This is a genomic window from Roseomonas sp. TAS13 (genome assembly GCF_001950415.1).
Lineage (GTDB): Bacteria > Pseudomonadota > Alphaproteobacteria > Acetobacterales > Acetobacteraceae > Roseomonas > Roseomonas mucosa.
On sequence record NZ_BDLP01000813.1, the window covers coordinates 1 to 244 of the forward strand.

Consider the following 244-nt stretch of genomic DNA (forward strand, 5'->3'; position numbering starts at 1 on the left):
TTACGAGGAGCTGAACGCCCTCCTGCTGGAGCGGTGCGTGTCCCATGCCCGGGCCAATCGGCATCCGGAGCAGAGGGAGCGGACCGTCTGGGAGGCGTTCGAGGCAGAGCGGCCAAGCCTGGTGCCTTACGCTGGGCGGTTCGACGGGTTCCATGCCGTGCCTGCCGCGGTATCCAAGACCTGCCTGGTGCGGTTCGACAACAACAAGTACTCGGTGATGGCGAGCGCGGTGGGGCGGCCGGTC

Annotated in this window: 1 protein-coding gene; it reads left to right on the forward strand. The window is 67.6% G+C overall.

Translation table 11 applies throughout. The features are described 5' to 3' along the window. Positions 1 to 244: Mu transposase domain-containing protein (locus tag ROTAS13_RS25605; protein ID WP_408906177.1), on the forward strand; the 244-nt coding region annotated here is incomplete at both ends.